General features: G+C 55.1%; 3 rRNA genes. All 3 read right to left on the bottom strand.

Annotated features, from left to right (window positions below):
* Nucleotides 1–55: 55 nt before the first annotated feature.
* Nucleotides 56–172, bottom strand: a 5S ribosomal RNA gene (rrf, locus tag GM1_RS16225).
* Between the two features lie 125 nt (nt 173–297).
* Nucleotides 298–3,431 (bottom strand): 23S ribosomal RNA (locus tag GM1_RS16220).
* 448 nt (nt 3,432–3,879) lie between these two features.
* A 16S ribosomal RNA gene (locus GM1_RS16215) occupies nt 3,880–5,392 on the bottom strand; the annotation flags it as partial.

Below are 5,392 nucleotides of genomic sequence, written 5' to 3'. Positions count from 1 at the left end.
AGACAGTATTCGAGCCCCTCAACCACAAGGGTTGAGGGGCTCGAATAAATGTTGAGTTCGGCGGTGTCCTACTCTCCCACACTGACTAAAGTGCAGTACCATCGGCGCTGGAGGGCTTAGCTTCCGGGTTCGGAATGGGGCCGGGCGTTTCCCCTCCGCTATAGCCACCGAAACAATATGAAACTATCACCAACCACAACCCCTAGAAGGGATCACAGTCGTGTGTTGTTTCAGAAGTAGATAGTGGATGCGACCATCACAGACACAAAACGTGTGTCACGAATGCGTGTGAGTGTTGTTAGTAAGTCCTCGGCCTATTAGTACCAGTCACCTGAACACATTACTATGCTTACAGTTCTGGCCTATCAACCCCATAGTCTGTAGGGGGCCTTACCCACCCGAAGGGTGGTGAGAAACCTCATCTTGGAACAGGCTTCCCGCTTAGATGCTTTCAGCGGTTATCCCTTCCGAACGTAGCTAACCAGCAGTGCTCCTGGCGGAACAACTGGCACACCAGAGGTTCGTCCGTCCCGGTCCTCTCGTACTAGGGACAGGTTTCCTCAAGTTTCTAATCGCGCGCGGCGGATAGAGACCGAACTGTCTCACGACGTTCTAAACCCAGCTCGCGTGCCGCTTTAATGGGCGAACAGCCCAACCCTTGGGACCTACTCCAGCCCCAGGATGCGACGAGCCGACATCGAGGTGCCAAACCATCCCGTCGATATGGACTCTTGGGGAAGATCAGCCTGTTATCCCCGGGGTACCTTTTATCCGTTGAGCGACACCGCTTCCACTTGCCGGTGCCGGATCACTAGTCCCGACTTTCGTCCCTGCTCGACATGTACGTCTCACAGTCAAGCTCCCTTGTGCACTTACACTCAACACCTGATTGCCATCCAGGCTGAGGGAACCTTTGGGCGCCTCCGTTACATTTTAGGAGGCAACCGCCCCAGTTAAACTACCCACCAGGCACTGTCCCTGAACCCGATCAGGGTCCGAGGTTAGAAGCCCAATACGATCAGAGTGGTATTTCAACAACGACTCCACCAACACTAGCGTGCCAGCTTCACAGTCTCCCACCTATCCTACACAAACCGTACCGAACACCAATACCAAGCTATAGTGAAGGTCCCGGGGTCTTTTCGTCCTGCCGCGCGAAACGAGCATCTTTACTCGTACTGCAATTTCGCCGAGTCTGTGGTTGAGACAGCAGAGAAGTCGTTACGCCATTCGTGCAGGTCGGAACTTACCCGACAAGGAATTTCGCTACCTTAGGATGGTTATAGTTACCACCGCCGTTTACTGGGGCTTAAATTCTCAGCTTCGCGGAACAAGTCCACTAACCGGTCCTCTTAACCTTCCAGCACCGGGCAGGCGTCAGTCCGTATACATCGTCTTACGACTTCGCACGGACCTGTGTTTTTAGTAAACAGTCGCTTCTCTCTGGTCTCTGCGACCACAACCAGCTCAGAGTGCAAGACTCATCACCAGCCATGGCCCCCCTTCTCCCGAAGTTACGGGGGTAATTTGCCGAGTTCCTTAACCACAGTTATCTCGATCGCCTTAGTATTCTCTACCTGACCACCTGTGTCGGTTTGGGGTACGGGCCGTGCACCAACTCACTAGAGGCTTTTCTCGGCAGCATAGGATCACTGAATTCACCAAAACGGCTACGCATCACCTCTCAGGACACATGTGACACGGATTTGCCTATGTCACTCCCTACAGGCTTACACCAGTACAACCACTAACTGGCCCAGCTACCTTCCTGCGTCACCCCATCGCTTGACTACTACACCCAAGGTCCCACGCAGCCACACCGAGACAACCCCGAAAGGTCGAAACAATGCTTTTGGATGGTTAGTACAGATGATTCGCCACTGGGCGCGGATACACGGGTACGGGAATATCAACCCGTTGTCCATCGACTACGCCTGTCGGCCTCGCCTTAGGTCCCGACTCACCCTGGGCGGATTAACCTGGCCCAGGAACCCTTGGTCATTCGGCGGACAAGTTTCTCACTTGTCTTTCGCTACTCATGCCTGCATTCTCACTCCCACACCCTCCACCACTAGATCACTCTGCGGCTTCCACGGATGCAGGACGCTCCCCTACCCACCCACACCACTAGACAACCCCCCAAAAGGGGTCGCCGATGTACATGTGTGAGTGCCGCGGCTTCGGCGGTGTACTTGAGCCCCGCTACATTGTCGGCGCAGGATCACTTGACCAGTGAGCTATTACGCACTCTTTCAAGGGTGGCTGCTTCTAAGCCAACCTCCTGGTTGTCTTCGCGACCCCACATCCTTTTCCACTTAGTACACGCTTAGGGGCCTTAGCCGGCGATCTGGGCTGTTTCCCTCTCGACTACGAAGCTTATCCCCCGCAGTCTCACTGCCACGCTCTCACTTACCGGCATTCGGAGTTTGGCTGACGTCAGTAACCTTGTAGGGCCCATCGGCCATCCAGTAGCTCTACCTCCAGTAAGAAACACGTGACGCTGCACCTAAATGCATTTCGGGGAGAACCAGCTATCACGGAGTTTGATTGGCCTTTCACCCCTACCCACAACTCATCCCCTCCATTTTCAACTGAAGTGGGTTCGGGCCTCCACAAAGTCTTACCTCTGCTTCACCCTGGCCATGGGTAGATCACTCCGCTTCGGGTCTAGACCCAGCGACTATGGGCGCCCTATTCAGACTCGCTTTCGCTACGGCTACCCCACACGGGTTAACCTTGCCACTGAGCACTAACTCGCAGGCTCATTCTTCAAAAGGCACGCCATCACCCCACCACAAGGGAAGGCTCTGACGGATTGTAAGCGTCCGGTTTCAGGTACTATTTCACTCCCCTCCCGGGGTACTTTTCACCTTTCCCTCACGGTACTAGTCCGCTATCGGTCACCAGAGAGTATTTAGGCTTACCGGGTGGTCCCGGCAGATTCACAGCAGATTCCACGAGCCCGCTGCTACTTGGGAAACACCAAAGCCAGACCACAAGTTTTCGGTTACGGGACTCTCACCCCCTACGGCAGACCATTCCAGGCCACTTCACCTAACCCATGATTTTCTTACTGACCTCACCGCCGGCAGACGATGACATGATGCTCCCACAACCCCACACGCACAACCCCTGCCGGGTATCACATACGCGCAGTTTAGCCCCATCCGCTTTCGCTCGCCACTACTCACGGAATCACTATTGTTTTCTCTTCCTGTGGGTACTGAGATGTTTCACTTCCCCACGTTCCCTCCACACTCCCTATACATTCAGAAGTGGGTAACACGACATAACTCGTGCTGGGTTTCCCCATTCGGACACCCTCGGATCACAGCTCGTTTGACAACTCCCCGAGGACTATCGCGGCCTACCACGTCCTTCATCGGCTCCTGGTACCAAGGCATCCACCGAACGCCCTAAAACACTTACAACAACACCCACAAACACCCCACAACCCCCGCCACGACAGTGGCAGAAACGTTCTGGAACGAATGTGGACATCACATTTCAATTCAACATACATTTTGAAATTGCAATACAAAACACCCTGACACGTGTCAAGATGCTCGCATCCACTATCCACTTCTCAAACAACACACACCCACCCACCCCCACACCCAACAAGCAGGCGGAAAGTCAGCAAGCAGTCTAGAAAGAACAACAACCGACAGAATCAACTGCCGGCCGGTGTGTTCTCTCAGAACCCCGATAGTGTGCAAAAAGCAGCCATGCAGTCACCCGCATGACTACCACCAGCCACGCCGACCACTCTGTGGGTCGACCCAGCCATATACGCGGTGGCGTCTTGTGTTTCACCCATGAACAAACACCAACCATCATCACATTCGGATGACGCGTTGGGTGTTGTCTGCTCCTTAGAAAGGAGGTGATCCAGCCGCACCTTCCGGTACGGCTACCTTGTTACGACTTCGTCCCAATCGCCGATCCCACCTTCGACGGCTCCCTCCCCGAGGGGTTAGGCCACCGGCTTCGGGTGTTACCGACTTTCATGACGTGACGGGCGGTGTGTACAAGGCCCGGGAACGTATTCACCGCAGCGTTGCTGATCTGCGATTACTAGCGACTCCGACTTCATGGGGTCGAGTTGCAGACCCCAATCCGAACTGAGACGCGCTTTAAGGGATTCGCTCCACCTCACGGTCTCGCAGCCCTCTGTACGCGCCATTGTAGCATGTGTGAAGCCCTGGACATAAGGGGCATGATGACTTGACGTCATCCCCACCTTCCTCCGAGTTGACCCCGGCAGTCTCCTGCAAGTCCCCACCATTACGTGCTGGCAATACAGGACAAGGGTTGCGCTCGTTGCGGGACTTAACCCAACATCTCACGACACGAGCTGACGACAGCCATGCACCACCTGTACACCAACCACAAGGGAATATGTATCTCTACATACGTCTGGTGTATGTCAAACCCAGGTAAGGTTCTTCGCGTTGCATCGAATTAATCCACATGCTCCGCCGCTTGTGCGGGCCCCCGTCAATTCCTTTGAGTTTTAGCCTTGCGGCCGTACTCCCCAGGCGGGGTACTTAATGCGTTAGCTACGGCACGGAACTCGTGAAATGAGCCCCACACCTAGTACCCACCGTTTACGGCGTGGACTACCAGGGTATCTAATCCTGTTCGCTCCCCACGCTTTCGCTCCTCAGCGTCAGTTACTACCCAGAGACCCGCCTTCGCCACCGGTGTTCCTCCTGATATCTGCGCATTTCACCGCTACACCAGGAATTCCAGTCTCCCCTGTAGTACTCAAGTCTGCCCGTATCGCCTGCACGCCTGCAATTGAGTTGCAGAATTTCACAGACGACGCGACAAACCGCCTACGAGCTCTTTACGCCCAGTAATTCCGGACAACGCTCGCACCCTACGTATTACCGCGGCTGCTGGCACGTAGTTGGCCGGTGCTTCTTCTGCAGGTACCGTCACTTGCGCTTCGTCCCTGCCGAAAGAGGTTTACAACCCGAAGGCCGTCATCCCTCACGCGGCGTCGCTGCATCAGGCTTGCGCCCATTGTGCAATATTCCCCACTGCTGCCTCCCGTAGGAGTCTGGGCCGTGTCTCAGTCCCAGTGTGGCCGATCACCCTCTCAGGTCGGCTACCCGTCGTCGCCTTGGTAGGCCATTACCCCACCAACAAGCTGATAGGCCGCGGGCCCATCCCAAACCGCAAAAGCTTTCCACCAACCACCATGAAGCAGAAGGTCATATCCAGTATTAGACCCAGTTTCCCAGGCTTATCCCAGAGTTTGGGGCAGATCACCCACGTGTTACTCACCCGTTCGCCACTCGAGTACCCACGAAGGGGCCTTTCCGTTCGACTTGCATGTGTTAAGCACGCCGCCAGCGTTCGTCCTGAGCCAGGATCAAACTCT

It is taken from the genome of Gordonia malaquae NBRC 108250 (assembly GCF_000344135.1).
GTDB lineage: Bacteria > Actinomycetota > Actinomycetes > Mycobacteriales > Mycobacteriaceae > Gordonia > Gordonia malaquae.
Note: the sequence above shows the minus strand (reverse complement) of the source record. Positions and strands in the feature narration are given on the sequence as shown.